Annotated in this window: 19 protein-coding genes; 9 read left to right on the plus strand and 10 right to left on the minus strand. The window is 41.5% G+C overall.

Annotation, left to right across the window (positions count from 1 at the left end; genetic code table 11):
• Positions 1 to 6: 6 nt before the first annotated feature.
• From J0656_RS09535 to J0656_RS09560, 6 genes are all read left to right on the plus strand, one after another.
• Positions 7 to 819: an enoyl-ACP reductase FabI gene (locus tag J0656_RS09535; RefSeq protein ID WP_108246237.1), complete on the plus strand. Its 813-nt coding sequence runs from the start codon at positions 7 to 9 to the stop codon at positions 817 to 819.
• A 55-nt stretch (positions 820 to 874) separates the two neighbouring features.
• Positions 875 to 1,882, plus strand: a complete 1,008-nt coding sequence (locus tag J0656_RS09540) for a glycosyltransferase family 2 protein (RefSeq protein ID WP_207033168.1) — start codon at positions 875 to 877, stop codon at positions 1,880 to 1,882.
• 1 nt (position 1,883) lies between these two features.
• On the plus strand, positions 1,884 to 2,840 hold the full coding sequence (locus J0656_RS09545; RefSeq protein WP_207033169.1) for a CdaR family protein: 957 nt from the start codon (positions 1,884 to 1,886) through the stop codon (positions 2,838 to 2,840).
• A complete protein-coding gene (gene coaE, locus J0656_RS09550) occupies positions 2,837 to 3,430 on the plus strand; it encodes a dephospho-CoA kinase (protein WP_207033172.1) in 594 nt (197 codons plus the stop codon). The genes J0656_RS09545 and coaE overlap by 4 nt, the downstream gene beginning before the upstream one ends.
• 64 nt (positions 3,431 to 3,494) lie before the next feature.
• Positions 3,495 to 5,081 carry a sensor histidine kinase gene (locus J0656_RS09555; protein ID WP_207033173.1) on the plus strand — a complete coding sequence of 529 codons (1,587 nt, stop codon included), beginning with the start codon at positions 3,495 to 3,497 and terminating at the stop codon, positions 5,079 to 5,081.
• A gap of 9 nt (positions 5,082 to 5,090) precedes the next feature.
• A complete protein-coding gene (locus J0656_RS09560) occupies positions 5,091 to 5,807 on the plus strand; it encodes a response regulator transcription factor (protein ID WP_108246232.1) in 717 nt (238 codons plus the stop codon).
• 72 nt (positions 5,808 to 5,879) lie between these two features.
• On the opposite strand, the gene J0656_RS09565 is transcribed toward J0656_RS09560, so the two are convergent.
• The 8 genes from J0656_RS09565 to J0656_RS09600 form a co-directional block, all read right to left on the minus strand.
• Entirely contained in the window at positions 5,880 to 6,377 is a 498-nt protein-coding gene (locus J0656_RS09565) for a gluconokinase (protein WP_207033175.1), read from the minus strand.
• Positions 6,370 to 7,293 carry a tRNA (adenosine(37)-N6)-dimethylallyltransferase MiaA gene (gene miaA, locus J0656_RS09570; RefSeq protein WP_207033177.1) on the minus strand — a complete coding sequence of 308 codons (924 nt, stop codon included), beginning with the start codon at positions 7,291 to 7,293 and terminating at the stop codon, positions 6,370 to 6,372. The genes J0656_RS09565 and miaA overlap by 8 nt, the downstream gene beginning before the upstream one ends.
• Entirely contained in the window at positions 7,290 to 8,138 is an 849-nt protein-coding gene (locus J0656_RS09575; RefSeq protein ID WP_207033178.1) for an ion transporter, read from the minus strand. Before J0656_RS09575 ends, miaA begins: the two co-directional genes overlap by 4 nt.
• Before the next feature lie 3 nt (positions 8,139 to 8,141).
• Positions 8,142 to 9,473: an exonuclease domain-containing protein gene (locus tag J0656_RS09580; protein ID WP_207033180.1), complete on the minus strand. Its 1,332-nt coding sequence runs from the start codon at positions 9,471 to 9,473 to the stop codon at positions 8,142 to 8,144.
• A 13-nt stretch (positions 9,474 to 9,486) separates the two neighbouring features.
• The gene (locus J0656_RS09585) at positions 9,487 to 10,146 is read right to left on the minus strand and encodes a YggS family pyridoxal phosphate-dependent enzyme (protein WP_207033183.1); all 660 of its coding nucleotides are present in this window, start codon (positions 10,144 to 10,146) and stop codon (positions 9,487 to 9,489) included.
• 279 nt (positions 10,147 to 10,425) lie between these two features.
• Positions 10,426 to 11,661: a DUF1015 domain-containing protein gene (locus tag J0656_RS09590; RefSeq protein ID WP_207033185.1), complete on the minus strand. Its 1,236-nt coding sequence runs from the start codon at positions 11,659 to 11,661 to the stop codon at positions 10,426 to 10,428.
• 179 nt (positions 11,662 to 11,840) lie between these two features.
• Positions 11,841 to 12,728 (minus strand): 3-hydroxyacyl-CoA dehydrogenase family protein, encoded by an 888-nt coding sequence (locus tag J0656_RS09595; RefSeq protein WP_207033187.1) that lies wholly within the window; start codon positions 12,726 to 12,728, stop codon positions 11,841 to 11,843.
• A 53-nt stretch (positions 12,729 to 12,781) separates the two neighbouring features.
• The gene (locus J0656_RS09600) at positions 12,782 to 13,747 is read right to left on the minus strand and encodes a Gfo/Idh/MocA family protein (RefSeq protein WP_207033334.1); all 966 of its coding nucleotides are present in this window, start codon (positions 13,745 to 13,747) and stop codon (positions 12,782 to 12,784) included.
• 113 nt (positions 13,748 to 13,860) lie between these two features.
• Here J0656_RS09600 and J0656_RS09605 point away from each other — a divergent pair, with 113 nt between their 5' ends.
• Positions 13,861 to 14,502: a protein-L-isoaspartate(D-aspartate) O-methyltransferase gene (locus J0656_RS09605; protein ID WP_207033189.1), complete on the plus strand. Its 642-nt coding sequence runs from the start codon at positions 13,861 to 13,863 to the stop codon at positions 14,500 to 14,502.
• Here the strand turns inward: J0656_RS09605 and smpB are convergent.
• Positions 14,499 to 14,960 (minus strand): SsrA-binding protein SmpB, encoded by a 462-nt coding sequence (gene smpB / locus J0656_RS09610; protein WP_207033336.1) that lies wholly within the window; start codon positions 14,958 to 14,960, stop codon positions 14,499 to 14,501. The two genes, J0656_RS09605 and smpB, sit on opposite strands and share 4 nt — an antisense overlap.
• Positions 14,961 to 15,040: 80 nt before the next feature.
• On the opposite strand from smpB, the gene J0656_RS09615 reads away from it, so the two are divergent.
• Positions 15,041 to 15,778 (plus strand): DUF6503 family protein, encoded by a 738-nt coding sequence (locus J0656_RS09615; protein ID WP_207033191.1) that lies wholly within the window; start codon positions 15,041 to 15,043, stop codon positions 15,776 to 15,778.
• Position 15,779: 1 nt separating this feature from the next.
• On the opposite strand, the gene J0656_RS09620 is transcribed toward J0656_RS09615, so the two are convergent.
• Positions 15,780 to 16,304, minus strand: coding sequence for a SixA phosphatase family protein (locus J0656_RS09620; protein WP_207033193.1), 525 nt, complete (start codon positions 16,302 to 16,304; stop codon positions 15,780 to 15,782).
• A 71-nt stretch (positions 16,305 to 16,375) separates the two neighbouring features.
• Here J0656_RS09620 and J0656_RS09625 point away from each other — a divergent pair, with 71 nt between their 5' ends.
• Complete coding sequence (locus J0656_RS09625; RefSeq protein ID WP_207033195.1) at positions 16,376 to 17,779, plus strand: PorP/SprF family type IX secretion system membrane protein; 1,404 nt, start codon at positions 16,376 to 16,378, stop codon at positions 17,777 to 17,779.
• Positions 17,780 to 17,821: the final 42 nt, after the last annotated feature.

Below are 17,821 nucleotides of genomic sequence, written 5' to 3' on the forward strand. Positions count from 1 at the left end.
TAAACTATGGCATACAATCTTTTAAAAGGTAAAAAAGGAATCATTTTTGGCGCATTGGACCCTAACTCCATTGCTTGGAAAACCGCTGAACGCGTTCACGAAGAAGGTGGCGAGTTTGTTCTGACCAACGCACCTATCGCCATGCGAATGGGGCAAATCAATGAACTGGCGGAAAAAACCAATTCAGAAATTATTCCTGCAGATGCCACTAACGAGGAGGACTTGAAAAACTTGGTGGAGAAATCCATGGAGATTTTGGGAGGAAAACTGGATTTTGTGCTCCATTCCATCGGAATGTCCGTAAACGTTAGAAAAGGAAGACATTACACAGATGAAAACTATAGCTTTACGGAAAAAGGCTGGGACGTATCGGCATTATCTTTCCATAAAGTTATGCAGTCACTTTATAAAGCTGAAGCGATGAACCAATGGGGAAGTATAGTTGCTCTGACCTACATGGCTGCGCAGAGAACATTCCCAGATTATAATGATATGGCGGACAACAAGGCTTATTTGGAGTCCGTGGCAAGAAGCTTTGGTTATTTCTTTGGAAAAGAACACAAGGTGAGAGTGAACACAATTTCCCAATCTCCGACCCCGACCACAGCCGGACAGGGTGTAAAAGGGTTTGATGGATTCATCAACTACGCGGAAAAAATGTCGCCATTGGGCAACGCGACCGCTGATGATTGTGCCAACTATACGGTATCACTTTTCTCAGATTTGACCAAAAAAGTGACCATGCAGAACCTGTTCCACGATGGTGGTTTTTCCAATACCGGGGTAAGTCAAGAAGTAATCGATGAGTTTTCGAAATAAACTTTAAAAAAATATATGGGAAGCCACTCTTTTTAGGGTGGCTTTTCTGTTCGAGATGAACACATTTTTTTCCATAGTGGTACCGGTGTACAACCGGCCCGAAGAAATTAGGGAACTTCTGGAAAGTCTTCAAGAACAAGACTTCCAGAAAGATTTTGAGGTGGTTATTGTTGAGGACGGGTCTTCACAAAGTTCGGAGGAAGTGGTAAAAAGGTTTCAGGGCAAGTTGAACATTTCCTACTACTTCAAGGAAAACTCAGGCCCGGGGGATTCCAGAAATTTTGGAATGCAACACGCCAAAGGAAATTACTTCATCATTCTGGATTCGGACTGTATCCTGCCAAAGCAATATTTGTCCGAAGTGGACAAGGAACTAACAAGGGAGTTTGTGCACTGTTTTGGTGGACCCGATGCCGCAGATGAATCCTTTACCACCATTCAGAAAGCCATCAATTATGTAATGACATCTTTTTTGACCACCGGAGGTATCCGCGGAGGTAAAAAGGGCGTAGGTAAATTTCAACCCCGTAGTTTTAATATGGGGATATCCAAAGAAGCATTTGAAAAGGCGGGAGGTTTCGGCCGAATTCATCCTGGGGAAGATCCGGACCTGACTTTTCGCATATGGAAAGCGGGTTTTGAAACTAGATTGTTCCCCGAGGCATTTGTGTATCATAAAAGGCGTATCGATTGGAACAAATTTTATATTCAAGTCAATAAATTTGGGATGGTTCGCCCCATACTCAACAAGTGGCACCCTGGAACAGCGAAGCCGACATACTGGTTTCCGACATTGTTCATGTTGGGCCTCATAGTAGCCTTGGCCTTGTTTTTTGTAGGGTTAGGACTGCCCTTGATGCTCTATGCGTTCTATTTTTTGGTACTATTTTTGGACGCTTTAATAAAGAGTAAAAGCCTCATTGTCGCCTTGTTGTCCATTTTTGCACTTATGATTCAGTTTACGGGATATGGAATAGGTTTCTTCAAGTCCACAATGTTGCTTAACTTTAGTAATAAGAAGCCAGAGGAGTTGTTTCCAAAACTATTTTTCAAGAAGAAGTAAAGTGTTTAAAAAGGTATTGCACGGTCTCAACCAGAAGAAAGCGAAAGTATTTTTGCTATTTCTGATATGCTCTTTTTTTGCATGGTTTATCAGTAATTTGTCTGAAACTTATGAATCCAGGGCTTATTTTACCTTAAATTACCGTAATCTTCCCGATTCTTTGTTGTTGGGGGAGAACTCAAACAATCAGATTGAAGCAAAACTCAGAACAAGTGGGTTTCAATTTTTGTACTATAAGATTTTTAGAAGTCGAGTAGATATTGATGTATCCCAAGTAACGTACCAAGATGGGAAATATGTTCTTGACGAGCAGGTCTTGATTCGACAAATGGACCAACAACTGTCTCAAAACATATCCTTGTTGGATTTGGACCCGAACGTGCTGGATGTGGATCTATACAAAGTCGACTCCAAGAAGATACCTATTCAGGCGAACCTGAACCTTCAACTACAACAAAATTATATATTGGACGGAAAGGTTAACATATCTCCTGATTCAGTTGTGGTGAAAGGACCAAAAAGTGAAATAGATACCATAAAGGTCATTAAAACCTCACCTGTACAACTCAGCAATGTCAGCGAAGATTTTTCTAGTGATGTCTCGTTGCTTTTCCCGAAAGGGCTGGACAATAGCATATTCTCTGTGGGGCGTGCAACGGTTTTTGGCAAGGTGTCCAAATTCTCGGAAAAAGTTTTTGAAGTTTCGGTTCAGGTGCGCAATATTCCTGAAGGTTACCAAGTAAAAACATTTCCCAACTCGGTTACCATTCTTTGCAAGGCCACGATAGAACGATTGAAAGAGATATCTGCGTCGGATTTTGAGGTTGTGGCGGATTATGGTCAGTTGGATGGCTCCGAAAGCAGCAAATTGTTTTTGGAAATTACAGAGAGCCCTCAAAAAGTATACGACGTAAAGTTGGAAAAAAGGACCGTAAACTTTGTTTTGGAACAGCAATGATGATAGTAGGGCTTACAGGGGGGATTGGAAGTGGAAAGAGTACCGTAGCAAAAATGTTCTCGGACTTAGGGATTCCGGTGTATGATTCTGACAAGGAGGCCAAGGACTTGATGATAACTTCCAAGGAAATTAAAAAAGCAATTATAAAATTGTTGGGGGACGGGGCTTATAATAGCAAAGGTCTTAACAGGGCATACATAGCGGATAAAGTCTTTAAGGATTCCGATTTGCTCGAAAAACTTAACGGAATTGTACATCCAGCGGTCAGAGAGCATTTTTTAGAGTGGACCAAAAGCCAAGAATCACCTTACGTTATCCAAGAAACCGCATTGATTTTTGAGAACCAAGTACAAGATAAATATGATTGCACCATACTTGTAACTGCGCCAGAGGACATCAGGATAAACAGGGTTGTTCGCAGGGATGGCACGAACGAACAAGCAATAAAAGACCGCATACATAACCAATTGGAAGACGGGCAAAAAAAGAAATTGGCCCATTACGTTATAGAAAACCTAGACTTGGGCAAAACCAAAGAAAAGGTTAAAGAACTACACCTCAAACTTTTAGCGATAGCACCTAAATTTTAACATTTATGTTAAGTTTTGGTTAAACGCTAAAATTACTAAATGTTAAATTTTTAATTTTACACCAATGAACAAGAAGCTATTCGTTCTTCTGGTTGTTCTTATGAGCTTATCTCTTTTGGGGATAATTTTCGTGCAGGTTTACTGGATCAGAACATCCGTAAACGACAAAGAAGAACAATTCTCGAGGACAGTTACGGACATTCTGGATAAAGTGGCGAGTAGGGTGGAGAAGCGCGAGATGAAGGAATACTCGGATCGTTTAGCATCTCTTGCAGACAGTATTGGCGAGCCCAAGAGCACGCAGTACAAGAATTTTTTGTTCGTGGATCGGGATTTGAATTCCGATGAAATTCTATTTTATTCACACGGAATTCTTGAAGAAGATTACAATATAACCTCTGCGTTCTTTGATATTAATACAGGTGGTAATGAAGATACGACCACAATTAAAAATTTCACCAGCAAGCGTACTAAGGCCGTGTTCAAAGAAGAATATGGACTGGATGGAAAGAGTTATAGCTTGACTCCCATACAGCGCGCGGAGAAAATTGGTGGATTGAGCAGTATTGACAAAGCGGCTTGGGAAGATGTTTTTATGGAGGCGGCCAAAGCAAAGCCGATTCATAAAAGGGTGTCCAAACAAGAACTGGAATTGTTGCTCAGTCAAGAGTTGAGTAACCGGAATATTGACACCGATTACGAATATGGGGTGTACAGTCAAGGTTACCCTACCAAGGTGCGCTCCAGAAAGTTCAAGTTTTCTGGCACCAAAATGTACAAGGCACCTATATTTAAGGATAGTGAAGGGAGGTCAAATTTTTCGCTGTTGCTCACGTTTCCAAGCATGAAAAAGTACATTTTCAGCTCAGTGATGGGAATGGCCCTGTTATCCTTGGTGTTCACTTTAGTAATAATGTTGGCCTATTCCAGTGCAATTTACCAGCTAATAAAGCAAAAACGTATTTCAGAAATCAAGTCAGATTTCATCAATAATATGACGCACGAGTTCAAAACGCCCATAGCGACCATTAATTTGGCAGTGGAAGCTATCCGAAATCCGAAATCCATAGAGGACAAGGAGAAGGTGTTGCGTTATCTAGGCATGATTCGTGATGAAAATAAACGTATGCACGCGCAGGTGGAAAACGTATTGAGGATATCCAAATTGGAGAAAAATCAATTGGACATCAGTAAAGACCGTGTAAATATGCACGATATTATTACAGATGCCATTGCACATATAGAGCTTATTGTACAGGATAGGGGCGGCTATGTAAATTCCCATCTTGACGCAGAACGTTCTGAAGTATTGGCCAATGATATGCACATGACGAATGTTATGGTAAATATTTTGGACAATGCCGTAAAGTATTCCCCGGAAACACCTAAAATAGATGTATTTACCGAAGTGGTAAAAAATAGCATCATTATTAAAGTACAGGACCATGGTGCTGGAATGAGCAAAGCGGTCCTGAAAAAAGTATTTGAAAAATTTTACCGGGAACATACCGGCGACATACATAACGTTAAAGGCCATGGATTAGGATTGGCCTACGTAAAACGAATTATAGATGATCATCAGGGCGAGGTTTATGCAGAAAGCGAAAAGGGAAAAGGAAGTACCTTTTTTATAAAACTCCCTTTAATTTAAAAACGAACTATGGAAACAGAGAAAAAAAAGATACTATTGGTAGAGGACGATCCCAATTTTGGAATTGTTCTTAAGGACTATTTAACCATGAACGACTTTGATGTTGTTTTGGCCAAAAACGGAATGGAAGGTTTTGAAAAGTTCAAAAAGGACAATTATGATGTTTGTATTTTGGACGTAATGATGCCTTATAAAGATGGATTTACCTTGGCAAAGGAAATCCGTGAAAAGAATGAGAACGTTCCGATCATCTTTCTGACCGCCAAAACAATGAAAGAAGATGTGCTCAAAGGATATAAGGCCGGTGCAGATGATTATTTGAACAAACCTTTTGATTCCGAAGTGCTTTTAATGAAACTAAAAGCGATTCTCCAGAGAAAAGCATCCAGTTCTTTGGCCGATAGTAAGCAGTTTGAGTTTGAGATTGGAAATTTCCATTTAAACTCAAAACTACGCTTCTTGAAATATAAGGAAGAAGAACCTATAAAACTGTCTCCAAAAGAAAACGAACTATTACGTTTGTTGGCGCTTCATGAAAACGATTTGATGCCAAGAGAACTGGCATTGACCAAAATCTGGAGGGATGACAATTATTTCACTTCCAGAAGTATGGATGTTTATATCGCCAAACTGAGGAAATATCTGAAAAAAGATGACTTAGTTGAAATATTGAATATACACGGGGAAGGATTTAGGCTTGTTGTAAAAGCTGAAAACGAGCAATAAACCAATATCCCATATCATATAAAAAAGCCACCTTTAAAGGTGGCTTTTTTCTGCCGAAAATTCGGGGGATTTTTAATCGTTGAGTTTTTTAATTATGCTTTTCACAACCTTGGCAGGAGTTTCATCTATGGAAACCGTTATCGCCTTGGAAGGTGGTTCCAGCGTGTCAAATTGGGATTTCAACAAGTTCAAGGGCATAAAATGTCCTTTCCTTTGTTCCAATCGAGACTTTATCAATTCAAAGGAACCATCTAAATATACAAATTCCATACAATTGCCCATTCCGGCCCTCAAAAGGCTTCTATAGTTCTTTTTTAAAGCCGAACAAGCAATTATTGCACCTTTGTCCTTATGTTCTACGGCCAATTTATTTAGGGCAACCAACCATCCTTTTCGGTCTTCATCATTCAACGGAGAGCCTGCGCTCATTTTTTTAACGTTCGCTTCAGGATGAAAATCATCACCATCAAAAAAGGGTCTGGATAGTTTTTCCGATAGTAGCTTTCCGATTCTTGATTTACCGGAACCACTGACTCCCATAACTATTAGTACAGTTTTACCGTTAGGCATAAAGGTTGGTTTTAAGTCGGTCTGTGACCATTCTAAGTACCTCTTCTGGTTCAGCATTATAGGGTACCCACAAAATGGCATCATTTTTTCGCAGCCAGGTAAGTTGCCGTTTTGCAAATCGCCTAGTATTCTTTTTGATTTCGGAAATAGCAAATTCCAAGCTGCAATTCCCCTCAATATATTCAAAAAGTTCTTTGTAACCAACTGTTTGCAATGCGTTCAGGTCCTTATTTGTATAAAGGTTTTCAGCTTCCTTCAACAGGCCAGCTTCCATCATGAGGTCAACACGTGTGTTTATGCGTTCGTAGATGGTTTCCCTAGGGGCATCAATGCCTATATAAAAAGACTTGAATGGCCTTGCGGCCCTTGGTTTGTCCAGAAAGGAGGAAAAAGGTTTACCGGATGCTACACAGACTTCCAACGCCCTTATGAGCCTGTGTGGGTTTTCTAAATCCACGCTTTTGTAATATTCTGGGTCTTTTTGTTCTAATTCTTTTTGAAGACTTTCTAAGCCTTCATCTTCCAATCGCCGGTTTAATTTGGAGCGTATCTCGGGATCAACCTCTGGGAATTCATCAAGGCCGGATATAACAGCATCCACGTAAAGACCGCTACCGCCGACCATAACCACCACATCTTTTTTTTGGAACAAATCCTCCAGCAGGGAAAGTGCTTCCTTCTCAAAGTCACCCACAGAATAAGGTTCAAAAATACTTTTGTGTTGAATAAAATGATGGGGTGCTTGCTCCAGTTCCTCTTTTGATGGAACAGCGGTCCCAATTTCCATTTCCTTGAAAAACTGTCTGGAATCTGCGGAAACAATCTCGGTGTTGAAGTGTTTCGCCAGTTGGATTCCCAAAGCGGTCTTTCCAATGCCCGTGGGGCCAACCACTGCAAGTAATGCTTTTTCGCTCATAACGGGTGTCCACAATTATAACAATGGGTAGCGTCGTCCCTGTGGCCTTCAACCGAGCAGTTGGGACAGGCTTGCGTATTTACATGCACCAGAAATCCATCATCATCTCTTGTATTATCTTTCGTGTTTTTGGTGAATTCTGCTGTAACAATGCCTGTGGGCACTGCAATTATTCCATAACCCAAAACCATGATCACCGTTGCTAAAAATTGTCCCAAATTGGTCTGGGGAGCAATATCGCCATAGCCCACTGTGGTAAGTGTAACAATGGTCCAATAGATACTTTTGGGAATACTTGTAAACCCAGAATCATCCCCTTCCACGATGTACATTAATGTGCCCATGATAACAGATAGAATCAACACCACATAAATGAACACGGCTATCTTGGCGCGACTTGCCCTTAACGCCGATTGTAGCTGTGAAGCTTCGCCCATAAACTTAACGAGCTTTAATATTCTGAAAATCCGAAGCAATCGGAAAGCCCTTACGGCCAACAAAACTTGGGAGCCTGCCAGAATATAGGAAAGGTAAAGAGGTATTGTGGACAGGAAGTCGATGATGCCATAGAAGCTAAAAACGTATTTCAATGGTTTTTTAATGCTGATCAGGCGTGCAATGTACTCTAAGGTGAAAAAGATGGTGACCACCCATTCGAGGGTCAATAGTTCACTGTGATAACGCGCATCAAACTCATCAATGCTCTCCAACATCACCAAAATAACACTGATGATAATCAATATGAACAGAAGAATATCAAAAGACTTGCCTGCTGGTGTATCGGCCTCATAAATGACTTCATGAAGCTTGCTTTTCCATTTGGCTTGTGGTTTGAATTCTTTCAATGATCAAGAAGTTAGTGGTATGGTTTTGAGTCGGTTGTTTTTTCTTAAAAAAGTTTCTATGATGAAGGTCGTATTTTCATCGCTCCGCATCGGGGTCATTATGGATTCTAAGATATGAATATTATTGATTTGATGGTTGAGTTCCACAAATCCAAACCCTTGGAGTCTACCATTTTTTATTAAAATAAAACTTCGCTCCCCAACATGTCTGCCCTGATCGGTCAGGGCCACGTTTTTATCCTGGATGCTGTACTTTTCAAACGCGGACAGTACTTTTTCGTTACATTCCAAAGCACCTGGAGCATTAATTGCCTTCGGGCATTTATTGTCCGTTTCCAATGAGGCCGGGCAGAAATCAAACTCTTCGGAAACCTTTTTTACAAAGCTTCGCGCCGATTCGATTCCATTAAAGGCCAACTTTTTATGTTCGAGCGACCGGTTCTTTTCCGGCGCCAACATGATATGCTCGGTTCCGTTTTGACTAAAATCTATGGTGTGCGTAAAGAGTTTTCCTTTGGAAACGTGATTGTATCTGGGTCTGTTCTTTTTCTGTTCCAAATACGCCTTTAAAATGGCAATGAGTTCGCTTCCTGTTTTTTCGTAGGTAACTTTCTTGGTTTCCTTTTGAAGTTTGCGCGCGACCTTCCCCACATTGGTAAAATGTTGGTTCACCCGCTTTTTAATGTCCTTGGTCTTCCCTATAAAGATGATCTGTCCATCTTTGTCGTGCATGTAGTAGACCCCAGTTTCCGATGGCAGGTCAAAGACCATATCCAACTGGGTGGGGGAAAGTTCCCCGTGGGTCTCTTCGCGGATGACCTCGGTAATGATTTTCTTGTCCGAATCCTTGTCCAATAATAATTTGAAAAGCTTCAAGGTGGCAAGTGCATCACCATTGGCACGGTGCCTATCGCTCATCGGTATGCCGAGCGAACGGGCCAATTTTCCCAAGCTGTGCGACTCCGCGTCAGGGATAAGCTGCTTGGAAAGGTCTACCGTACAAAGCGTCTTGCGCTGAAAATCGTATCCCAAACGCCGAAACTCGGTTCTCAGGATCCTATAATCGAACTGGGCATTGTGCGCCACTAAAACGGCATCTTCGGTAATTTCTACAATTCGTTTGGCCACTTCGTGAAACTTGGGTGCCGAACGTAACATTTTATTGTTGATGCCCGTGAGTTTGGCCACAAAAGGCTGTATTTCCCGTTCTGGATTGACCAAACAAATGAATTTGTCGACCACCTGGTGCCCATCAAACCTGTGGATGGCAATTTCGGTGATGCCTTCCTCATTGTATTTTCCTCCCGTGCTTTCAATGTCAAGTATCGCGTACATGGAAAATTACTGGTTATGAATAGTTTCTAGCTCCAAATATACTGCTTCCAATTCGTACCATGTTGCTGCCTTCCTCAATGGCAATCTGGTAATCTCCGCTCATTCCCATGGAAAGTATGGTGATATCGTCCAATTTTGTTTTGAGGTTCCCGAACATGGATTTGAGTTGGGCGAACTCCTTGCGTACCTGGTTTTCGTCATCCGTAAATGTGGCCATGCCCATCAAACCGACAATTTTTATGTTTTCCATCGCCTTAAATGCATCAGACTCGATAAGCTCCTCCAGTTCTGCTTTATCCAGACCAAATTTGGTGTCCTCTTCGGCGATATGGATTTGTAGCAAACATGGAATCACACGATTGTACTTTTTTGCCTGCTTGTTGATTTCTTTTAATAATCGAGGGCTGTCGACCCCATGAATCAAAGAAACAAATTCGGCCATGTATTTGACCTTGTTCCGTTGTACGTGGCCGATCATATGCCAATCGATGTCCTTGGGCAAATCTTCCCATTTCTGGACCATCTCCTGCACTTTGTTCTCTCCAAATACGCGTTGCCCCGCTTCGTAAGCCTCTAAAATATCCTCGTTGGGCTTGGTTTTGGAAACGGCGACCAGAGTAACTCTCTCGGGGAGCTCTGATTTTATTTGATTGAGATTATCTTTTATGGACATAGTTTAATTAATGTCATTCCGCTCCCGATAACTATCGGGATGATGCGGAGTCTTTTAAATTAATGGATTCCTGCTATTTTGCCCATTGATGAACGTATGGCAGAAACGATAAAAAATTCGTCATTTCGAGTGATTTTTTGAACCAAAGTTCAAAAAAATGTATCGAGAAAAGAATTTTCTCAGTTACAAACCTTGTTCTCGATACTTTTTCTTTCTGAAAAAACTCGAACTGACGGTTTTCAGTCATAAATATCATCAAAATGAACAATTGATTAAAATTTACAATTCATAAATGGCAAGCCCACTACGGAGCTTAGGCTCAATATACGTGCTTTTTGGGGGCATTACCAAACCTGCGTCGGCAATTGCCTTGATTTCTTCAACTGTTGTAGGAACCAGACTGAAACCTACCGCATAACTTCCCGAATCTACTAAATCCTTCATTTTGATCAGGTTGTTTTTGCCATAACCATAGCAAATCCGCTTATCGTTCCTGAGGTCTGTGATGCCCAAAATAGGCTCTAAAATGGTTTTGTACAGGATTTGCGTGTCCAATTTGCTCAACGCATCGGTAAACTCATGATTGGTTTTCCTAAAATGCAGCGTATAGAATTCTCCTTCCAAATACATACTGAATTCATGCTTTTTGGATGGTTTGCACAGTCCGTCCTCCCTTTTTTCTATTCTGAAATGCTCGTCCAGCTGGATCAGAAACTCCTTTTTTGAGTAGCCGTTCAAATCTTTGACCATTCGGTTGAACTCTGAAATCCGCATTTGGGATTCAGGAATCAGGTAGGCCATAAAATAGTTGTAGGCCTCTTCACCTGTGTGATTCTCATTTTCGGACTTCTTTACATCGGCCAACAAACTGGAGGATGCACTACGGTGGTGTCCATCCGCAATATAAAGCGCGTTGAGTTCGCCGAAGGCCTTTTCCAGTTTCTCAATCCCTTCGGGATACGAGATTTTCCAAAGTTTATGGTTCACTCTGTCCGTAGTGGTGAAATCGTATTCGGGTGTCCGTTCAATTTTACGCTGAAAGATTTCATCCACCGTTTTATTATCCTCATAGGTCATTAAAACAGGCTCCGCATTAAAGCCAACGATATGCAGGTAGTCGGCAAAAAGCTCCTCACGGTCTTGAATGGTGTCCTCGTGTTTTTTGATGACATTCCTCCTGTAATCATCCACACTACAGGCGCAAAAGAAACCCAAACTCTTAAAATCATCTTTTTCAATTTGATACAGATAAAAGCTGGGTTCCTCATCTTTTTGAAAGATATTCTCCTCCAAAAACTCCAAATATCGATTGTGAACCAAACCAAACCGTTCTTTTCCTTTGATAGTCTTTTCAAACTTGAAACCTGGGTTGATGATGTGCAAAAACGAGAACGGGTTATATTGCAATATCGCTTTCAGCTCCTCTTTGGAATATTCTTCGTAGGAGCGCGATGCTACAAAAAAAGCTTTGTCCTTTGTGGGGCGAATGGCCTTAAAAGGTTTTACAATGGCCATGAAATTCGTTATCTGGTTAGAAGGGATGGTTGCCCTTATGATTAATTATTGCTACTTAAATTTAGAACACTTAGTGTCTTTTGTCATTTCGAACATAGTGAGAAATCTCATTATAGATTTAAAGTTAAAAGATTCCTCGTCGCATGCTTTGTCGGAATGACGACCACGTCCTTTGAATCCTATTTGAATTGTGCAGAAACGTTTTCCGCTTTTCTGGATTCGGAATAATCGTAAAAACCTTCGCCCGATTTCACGCCCAATTTACCTGCCATAACCATATTGACGAGTAGGGGGCACGGAGCGTATTTAGGATTCTTGAATCCATCGTACATCACATTTAAAATGGAAAGGCATACATCCAATCCAATAAAATCGGCCAATTGGAGCGGCCCCATGGGGTGTGCCATGCCCAATTTCATTACGGTGTCGATTTCTTCAACGCCAGCCACGCCATTGTACAAGGTTTCTATGGATTCGTTGATCATCGGCATCAAAATACGATTGGCCACAAATCCTGGGTAATCGTTTACCTCGGTCGGGGTTTTCCCCAATTTTTTGGATAGCCCCATGATGGTTTCCGTGACTTCGTCCGAAGTGCTGTACCCACGAATGATTTCCACCAATTTCATAATGGGTACGGGGTTCATAAAGTGCATTCCGATCACTTTTTCGGGACGATTGGTGGCAGCACCGATTTGTGTGATGGAAATAGAGGAGGTATTGGTGGCCAAAATGGCTTCTGCTTTGCAGACTTCGTCCAAGTCCTTGAAAATCTTCAGTTTGATATCCAAGTTCTCTGTTGCGGCTTCAACTACTAAATCTGAATCAGAAACACCTTCTTTAAGGTTGGTATAGGTGGTAATATTGGACAACGTAGCTTCCTTTTTGGCCCCATCAATGACCTCTTTGGAAATCATTCGGTCTAAATTCTTGGTAATGGTCGCCATTCCTTTGTCCAAAGAGGCCTGAGAAATATCCACCAGATTTACTTTATATCCGTTTTGGGCAAAAACATGGGCAATTCCGTTACCCATGGTTCCAGCACCGATTACTGCTATTTGTTCCATAGTATAGTATTTAAAACTGTTGTCAGTTCAAAAAAATTAGAGAAGGACAACGATTATTGATCAAAAGATTCTATTATCTGAAGGGCCACGCGTAGGGCGTTGGTGCCTTGTTCCAAACTTACGATTGGGGTGGTATCGTTGTTGATGGCATCTGCAAAGGTTTCCAGCTCATCCAAAATGGCGTTGTTTACGTCTATTTCAGGGTTTTCAAAATAGATCTGCTTTTTCTCGCCTTCCGCATTTTGAAGGATCATATCAAAATCCCCAGGCTTTTCTGGAGCGTCCTTCATCTTTACCACTTCCACTTTTTTCTCCAAGAAATCCACCGAGATATAGGCATCACGCTGAAAGAAGCGGGACTTTCGCATATTTTTCAAAGAGATTCTGCTGGCGGTAAGGTTGGCCACGCAACCATTTTTGAACTGTATGCGCGCGTTGGCGATATCTGGAGACTGACTTATCACGGAGACCCCGCTCGCATTGATTTTATCCACTTCCGAAGGAACAACGCTCAATATGGCATCGATGTCGTGTATCATCAAATCCAAGACCACGGGTACATCGGTTCCGCGGGGATTAAATTCCGCCAGACGATGCGTTTCGATGAACATGGGGTTCTCAATTTTGTTCTTTACCGCCAAAAATGCAGGGTTAAAGCGCTCCACATGTCCAACTTGGCCTTTTACACCATGTTTTTTGGACAATTCCAATAATTGCTCCGCTTCTTCCAGCGTATTGGTAATGGGTTTTTCTATGAAGATGTGTTTGCCTTTTTCGATGGCCTTTTTGGCACAATCAAAATGGGACAAGGTGGGTGTTACAATGTCGACAACGTCCACGGCATCCATCAAATTGTTGATGTTATCGTAGTGGGTGTATCCAAATTCTGCCGCTACTTTTTTTGCATTGATCTCATCAGGATCGTAGAATCCAACGAGTTCGTATTTATCCGATTGGTTTAAGAGCCTTAGGTGTATTTTTCCTAAATGTCCTGCTCCCAGGACACCAACTTTTAGCATAATACCTGTTTTCGTCAAAAATACGGATATGAGGGCAGTTTCCATAAAAAATTGTAGTATACTGCGGTGATATTTTTGGGAACTTTTTAAATTCGTGCACCAGACCAGAGACCATGAAGGATACGCTAAAACATAGGGGAATGCGCAACAACTTGGCAGAAATAGTCGCTGCTAAGGGTGTTACGGACAAAAAGGTGCTCGAAGCCATTAAAACCATACCAAGACATTTGTTTCTGGATAGTGGTTTTGAAGACCATGCCTATCAGGATAAGGCGTTCCCAATAGGTGCCGACCAGACCATTTCGCAGCCCTATACCGTGGCTTTTCAAACAGAATTGTTGGAGGTGAAGCCCAATGCCAAAATTTTGGAGATTGGGACGGGCAGTGGCTATCAAACAGCAGTTTTATTGCATTTACGGGCCAAGGTGTACACCATTGAACGGCAATTGGAGCTGTTCAAAACAACCCGATTGTTCTTCAATAAGATGCATTATCGCCCAAAAAAAATGATTTTTGGTGACGGTTACAAAGGATTGCCCGAAGAGGCTCCTTTTGATGGTATTATCGTGACCGCTGGCGCACCCGAAGTACCCAGAGCGCTGATGTCCCAATTAAAAGTAGGGGGAAGGTTGGTGATTCCCGTAGGGGTTGATGAACAAATCATGACTTTGTTCGTACGAAAGTCCGAAAAGGAATTTGAAAAGAAGGAATTCGGTTCGTTCCGTTTTGTACCCTTGTTGGAAGACAAGAACTAGTTGTTGAAACTTTTTTTGATTCGGTCCAAGTTCCGTTTGCTATCACGGCTTTTGATGGTTTCCCGTTTGTCGTACAACTTTTTACCCTTGGCCAGGCCAATGTTCATTTTGGCGAGACCTCTATCATTTATAAAAACCTTGAGGGGGACAATAGTGAGTCCTGTGGTGGCCACTTCTTTATGGAGCTTTTTTAGTTCCCGCTTGTTCAGTAACAATTTACGTACGGCCTTTGGAGCATGATTGAAGTGACTTGCGTGGCTGTATTCATCAATCTGCATGTTGACGACGAACAGTTCCCCTTTGTCATTAAACTCACAAAAACTTTGGGAAATGGAAGCCTTGCCCTCTCGGAGTGATTTTATTTCGGTACCACCCAAAACAATACCTGCCATATAGGTGTCCAAAATTTCATAATCGAATCGGGCCCTTCTATTTTTTATGTTGATATTTTTCTGCATCATGGACAAAAATATAAACTCTTTGCCAAGAATATTGTAATGTTACACTAGATTTTACGAATAACTACCAAAACCAACTCATGAAAAGAATTTTAATCCCCCTGATGCTTGTCTTTGTCATCTCATGCAAGCAAGAACCCAAAAAAGAATTGACAGTGCAGCAAATCGTGGATAATTCCATTACCGATAGCGGAGGAAAACGTTTTGACGATCATAAAGTGACTTTTGATTTTAGGGACAAAGGTTATGTTTCTGAAAATATGAATGGGCAACGTGTATATAAACGAATCTCAGATTTGGACTCCACTACCATTATTGATGTGAAACGAGGAGACGATTTTGAACGTTATATGAACGATTCCTTGGTGATGGTTCACGATACCATGGCGGTGAAATACGCCAACTCCATCAATTCGGTGCATTATTTTGTGCGGTTGCCCTATGGATTGAACGATGCAGCCGTCAACAAAGAACTTTTGGGCAAGGAGACTATCAAAAACAAAGAATATTACAAAGTAAAGGTAACGTTTGACCAACAGGGTGGTGGTGACGATTTTGAGGATACTTATTTATATTGGTTTGATATAGAATCATTTAAACCTGATTATTTAGCGTATGACTTTCATGTGAACGGAGGTGGGCAACGTTTCAGAAAAGCGTATAACGAACGCTACGTAAATGGTATCCGATTTGTGGATTATGAAAACTATAAGCCCAAAAAAAATGGCACGGACATCTTAGAGATTGGTCAATTGTATGACAAAGGAGAATTGGAGCTCTTGAGCAAAATTGAGCTAAAAAACATTGTAGTGGAATAATTTAGTCCATTTTTAAGCGGATATCTGTGGGGACTCCATCGATAATCCGTATTATAAATAGGCTGCTATTGTCAGAATCGTCCATTTGATCATACTTTTCCTCGCCTATTACTTTGTTTACGAGCATGGGAGTAGTGTTGCTATGGCCGACCACCAAAACATTTTTTCCTTCATTCTCTAGTTTAAAAGCTTCAATATCCAAAGAACTTGGGTCGTAATATTTGATGTCTATATCTTTTTTTACAGATGTTGGAGCGGCGGTCATAGAGGTGCGCTCATAATTGGTGGAATACACTATGTCCAAAGGGATGGCATCAAATACCTCTGCCCAACGAATGGCCCTGTCCAACCCATCTTGGTTAAGCTCTGGATCTGGATTTTCGGGGTCCGTCCTGTCCTTTTCGGCATGTCGGATAAAATAGAAGGTGGAAACAACGGGATATTCCCCAATTTTCGTATCTTTTTTGCAGCCGATACTTCCAACGAGTAAAACTGCAAGGGCAATTAAAGGTTTGATGGTTCGCATAGTTCTATTCAAAGTTCCCGTGTATTTTTGTTAATCAGTTTAAAAGTAACGTTTAATTTTCATTTTCTCGTATGCCAAAGTTTTTGGTTTTTTTCTGTGGATTAGCAATTTGCACATGGGGCATGGCCCAAGAATCCGTATTGCCGTCCGATTTCAGGCAGCATTCGTTGACACAATATAATGCAAGTTTGTTCAATCCCACATACGCTTTGGATTGGAACAACCCTAATTCCCTATCGGTATGGACACGTTGGCAATGGCAAACTATTGATGGGGACCCGACGACCATTTTTGCCAATTATACGCATCAATTCAATACTTCATCGGGGGCATCGATAGGATTTTTACAGCACAATACGGGAATATTTTTGTTTACAGGGGGCAATCTGAATTTTTCCCAAAGCTTTGAACTTGATAAGGGAATCAAGTTGATGGCGGGTTTGAATACATTCGTTTATCAACAAACAGTGGCGGATGAGCAATATGTTCCAGATGATCAGCTGGACCCCATTGCATTGGAGGATTTGGAGGGACTTAAGGTTCAATTTTCCCCCGGGCTGCGGTTGTTGATAAATAGATTCAGTGCTGGGATAGCTTTTGAAAATGCCATCGGATTCAATATTTCAGGAAACGATAGCGGCAGTGTGGGCAACTTTCAGAGCATTACGGGTACATTGAGCAATGATTTTCCGGTTGAACTTTCCCCAGGTCTTGGCGCGAGCTATATTCGCCCGGTACTCTATGTCAAATCGGTGCCCAATGCCGATACCCAATTTGGACTAAACGGATTGTTCTCCACATCTCGATTCTGGGTACAGGTCGGTTATAACAGCTTTTACGGTCCCTCCGGGGGATTGGGGATTACCATCACAAAATCCTTTTCTATCGGAGGGCTGATGGAATTTGGAACCGATAGTTCCTTGAGCGAGGAAGAACCCTCCATAGAAATATTGGCCTCCTATCATTTTGGAAAAACAAAACCGAAGAAAAAGAAGATTGAAGAATCGAATACGCTTGAAGAAGAGGTCGAGAGACAAAGATTGGAACAGGAACAAAGGGAGCTTGAAGCCAGAAAACGGATAAAACGAGAGAAAGATTCCTTGGCAGAGGTACAACGCCTCAAAGAGCAAATGGAACTACAAAGAAAGAAGGATAGTATTGAGCGCCTCCAAAATCAGACAGTAGAGGTGAGGCCCAATGAAAGATATGAGGAAGTTGAAAATGAAGACGGTCTGGAACCTGGTTTTTATCTGATTGCCAATGTGTACGGTACCAAAAAGTACTTCGACAATTTCATGAGGACACTTCGTGAAAAAGGTCTGGAACCGAAATCCTTTTATAGGAGCTTCAACAAGTATAATTATGTGTATCTGGAACGCTACAATACCATGGATGAAGCCAGAAAAGCCCGTGACAGTAAGTTTTTTGGTAAGTACGCAGATAAAACGTGGATATTTAGGGTGAAGGGCAATTGATTCTTAGGGTATAATGTCATTTCTAATCTGGTGAGAAATCTC

This window comes from Flagellimonas aurea, from assembly GCF_017313785.1.
GTDB classification, from domain to species: domain Bacteria; phylum Bacteroidota; class Bacteroidia; order Flavobacteriales; family Flavobacteriaceae; genus Flagellimonas; species Flagellimonas aurea.

Coding starts and splice junctions, on each gene's coding strand:
- miaA (WP_207033177.1), bottom strand. CDS start 7,293: ATGAGCGAAAAAGCATTACTTGCAGTGGTTGGCCCCACGGGCATTGGA.
- J0656_RS09605 (WP_207033189.1), top strand. CDS start 13,861: ATGAAGGATACGCTAAAACATAGGGGAATGCGCAACAACTTGGCAGAA.
- J0656_RS09595 (WP_207033187.1), bottom strand. CDS start 12,728: ATGGAACAAATAGCAGTAATCGGTGCTGGAACCATGGGTAACGGAATT.
- J0656_RS09565 (WP_207033175.1), bottom strand. CDS start 6,377: ATGCCTAACGGTAAAACTGTACTAATAGTTATGGGAGTCAGTGGTTCC.
- smpB (WP_207033336.1), bottom strand. CDS start 14,960: ATGCAGAAAAATATCAACATAAAAAATAGAAGGGCCCGATTCGATTAT.
- J0656_RS09625 (WP_207033195.1), top strand. CDS start 16,376: ATGCCAAAGTTTTTGGTTTTTTTCTGTGGATTAGCAATTTGCACATGG.
- J0656_RS09560 (WP_108246232.1), top strand. CDS start 5,091: ATGGAAACAGAGAAAAAAAAGATACTATTGGTAGAGGACGATCCCAAT.
- coaE (WP_207033172.1), top strand. CDS start 2,837: ATGATGATAGTAGGGCTTACAGGGGGGATTGGAAGTGGAAAGAGTACC.
- J0656_RS09600 (WP_207033334.1), bottom strand. CDS start 13,747: ATGCTAAAAGTTGGTGTCCTGGGAGCAGGACATTTAGGAAAAATACAC.
- J0656_RS09585 (WP_207033183.1), bottom strand. CDS start 10,146: ATGTCCATAAAAGATAATCTCAATCAAATAAAATCAGAGCTCCCCGAG.
- J0656_RS09620 (WP_207033193.1), bottom strand. CDS start 16,304: ATGCGAACCATCAAACCTTTAATTGCCCTTGCAGTTTTACTCGTTGGA.
- J0656_RS09540 (WP_207033168.1), top strand. CDS start 875: ATGAACACATTTTTTTCCATAGTGGTACCGGTGTACAACCGGCCCGAA.
- J0656_RS09615 (WP_207033191.1), top strand. CDS start 15,041: ATGAAAAGAATTTTAATCCCCCTGATGCTTGTCTTTGTCATCTCATGC.
- J0656_RS09590 (WP_207033185.1), bottom strand. CDS start 11,661: ATGGCCATTGTAAAACCTTTTAAGGCCATTCGCCCCACAAAGGACAAA.
- J0656_RS09555 (WP_207033173.1), top strand. CDS start 3,495: ATGAACAAGAAGCTATTCGTTCTTCTGGTTGTTCTTATGAGCTTATCT.
- J0656_RS09535 (WP_108246237.1), top strand. CDS start 7: ATGGCATACAATCTTTTAAAAGGTAAAAAAGGAATCATTTTTGGCGCA.
- J0656_RS09580 (WP_207033180.1), bottom strand. CDS start 9,473: ATGTACGCGATACTTGACATTGAAAGCACGGGAGGAAAATACAATGAG.